We start from the raw sequence: 3,052 nt of genomic DNA, 5'->3' as shown, positions 1-3,052 counted from the left end.
ATCCGCCAAAACAGCTTCGGCGTTGTAAGGTTAAGCCTCACGGTTCATTAGTACCGGTTAGCTCAACGCATCGCTGCGCTTACACACCCGGCCTATCAACGTCGTCGTCTTCAACGTTCCTTCAGGACTCTCAAGGAGTCAGGGAGAACTCATCTCGGGGCAAGTTTCGTGCTTAGATGCTTTCAGCACTTATCTCTTCCGCATTTAGCTACCGGGCAGTGCCATTGGCATGACAACCCGAACACCAGTGATGCGTCCACTCCGGTCCTCTCGTACTAGGAGCAGCCCCCCTCAGTTCTCCAGCGCCCACGGCAGATAGGGACCGAACTGTCTCACGACGTTCTAAACCCAGCTCGCGTACCACTTTAAATGGCGAACAGCCATACCCTTGGGACCTACTTCAGCCCCAGGATGTGATGAGCCGACATCGAGGTGCCAAACACCGCCGTCGATATGAACTCTTGGGCGGTATCAGCCTGTTATCCCCGGAGTACCTTTTATCCGTTGAGCGATGGCCCTTCCATTCAGAACCACCGGATCACTATGACCTGCTTTCGCACCTGCTCGCGCCGTCACGCTCGCAGTCAAGCTGGCTTATGCCATTGCACTAACCTCCTGATGTCCGACCAGGATTAGCCAACCTTCGTGCTCCTCCGTTACTCTTTAGGAGGAGACCGCCCCAGTCAAACTACCCACCAGACACTGTCCGCAACCCCGATTAGGGGTCCACGTTAGAACATCAAACATTAAAGGGTGGTATTTCAAGGTCGGCTCCACGCAGACTGGCGTCCACGCTTCAAAGCCTCCCACCTATCCTACACATCAAGGCTCAATGTTCAGTGTCAAGCTATAGTAAAGGTTCACGGGGTCTTTCCGTCTTGCCGCGGGTACACTGCATCTTCACAGCGAGTTCAATTTCACTGAGTCTCGGGTGGAGACAGCCTGGCCATCATTACGCCATTCGTGCAGGTCGGAACTTACCCGACAAGGAATTTCGCTACCTTAGGACCGTTATAGTTACGGCCGCCGTTTACCGGGGCTTCGATCAAGAGCTTCGCCTTGCGGCTGACCCCATCAATTAACCTTCCGGCACCGGGCAGGCGTCACACCGTATACGTCCACTTTCGTGTTTGCACAGTGCTGTGTTTTTAATAAACAGTTGCAGCCAGCTGGTATCTTCGACTGATTTCAGCTCCACGAGCAAGTCGCTTCACCTACCTATCAGCGTGCCTTCTCCCGAAGTTACGGCACCATTTTGCCTAGTTCCTTCACCCGAGTTCTCTCAAGCGCCTTGGTATTCTCTACCTGACCACCTGTGTCGGTTTGGGGTACGATTTGATGTTACCTGATGCTTAGAGGCTTTTCCTGGAAGCAGGGCATTTGTTGCTTCAGCACCGTAGTGCCTCGTCATCACGCCTCAGCCTTGATTTTCCGGATTTGCCTGGAAAATCAGCCTACACGCTTAAACCGGGACAACCGTCGCCCGGCCAACATAGCCTTCTCCGTCCCCCCTTCGCAGTAACACCAAGTACAGGAATATTAACCTGTTTCCCATCGACTACGCCTTTCGGCCTCGCCTTAGGGGTCGACTCACCCTGCCCCGATTAACGTTGGACAGGAACCCTTGGTCTTCCGGCGAGCGGGCTTTTCACCCGCTTTATCGTTACTTATGTCAGCATTCGCACTTCTGATACCTCCAGCATACCTCACAGTACACCTTCGCAGGCTTACAGAACGCTCCCCTACCCAACAACACACAGTGTCGCTGCCGCAGCTTCGGTGCATGGTTTAGCCCCGTTACATCTTCCGCGCAGGCCGACTCGACCAGTGAGCTATTACGCTTTCTTTAAATGATGGCTGCTTCTAAGCCAACATCCTGGCTGTCTGGGCCTTCCCACATCGTTTCCCACTTAACCATGACTTTGGGACCTTAGCTGGCGGTCTGGGTTGTTTCCCTCTTCACGACGGACGTTAGCACCCGCCGTGTGTCTCCCGTGATAACATTCTCCGGTATTCGCAGTTTGCATCGGGTTGGTAAGTCGGGATGACCCCCTTGCCGAAACAGTGCTCTACCCCCGGAGATGAATTCACGAGGCGCTACCTAAATAGCTTTCGGGGAGAACCAGCTATCTCCCGGTTTGATTGGCCTTTCACCCCCAGCCACAAGTCATCCGCTAATTTTTCAACATTAGTCGGTTCGGTCCTCCAGTTAGTGTTACCCAACCTTCAACCTGCCCATGGCTAGATCACCGGGTTTCGGGTCTATACCCTGCAACTTAACGCCCAGTTAAGACTCGGTTTCCCTTCGGCTCCCCTATTCGGTTAACCTTGCTACAGAATATAAGTCGCTGACCCATTATACAAAAGGTACGCAGTCACCCCATAAAGAGGCTCCCACTGCTTGTACGTACACGGTTTCAGGTTCTTTTTCACTCCCCTCGCCGGGGTTCTTTTCGCCTTTCCCTCACGGTACTGGTTCACTATCGGTCAGTCAGGAGTATTTAGCCTTGGAGGATGGTCCCCCCATATTCAGACAGGATACCACGTGTCCCGCCCTACTCATCGAGCTCACAGTATGTGCATTTTTGTGTACGGGGCTGTCACCCTGTATCGCGCGCCTTTCCAGACGCTTCCACTAACACACACACTGATTCAGGCTCTGGGCTGCTCCCCGTTCGCTCGCCGCTACTGGGGGAATCTCGGTTGATTTCTTTTCCTCGGGGTACTTAGATGTTTCAGTTCCCCCGGTTCGCCTCATTAACCTATGGATTCAGTTAATGATAGTGTGACGAATCACACTGGGTTTCCCCATTCGGAAATCGCCGGTTATAACGGTTCATATCACCTTACCGACGCTTATCGCAGATTAGCACGTCCTTCATCGCCTCTGACTGCCAGGGCATCCACCGTGTACGCTTAGTCGCTTAACCTCACAACCCGAAGATGTTTCTTTCGATTCATCATCGTGTTGCGAAAATTTGAGAGACTCACGAACAACTTGCGTTGTTCAGTGTTTCAATTTTCAGCTTGATCCAGATTTTTAAAGAGCAAA

1 rRNA gene is annotated in these 3,052 nt (G+C 52.7%); it reads right to left on the bottom strand.

The features are described from left to right. Positions 1 to 26: 26 nt before the first annotated feature. Positions 27 to 2,930: ribosomal RNA gene (locus A7098_RS03165) — 23S ribosomal RNA — on the bottom strand. Positions 2,931 to 3,052 lie beyond the last annotated feature (122 nt).

This window comes from Escherichia sp. MOD1-EC7011, assembly GCF_002965005.1.
GTDB classification, from domain to species: Bacteria; Pseudomonadota; Gammaproteobacteria; order Enterobacterales; family Enterobacteriaceae; genus Escherichia; species Escherichia ruysiae.
The sequence above is the reverse complement of the archived record's forward strand: the minus strand, read 5'-3'. Positions and strand labels throughout refer to the sequence as shown.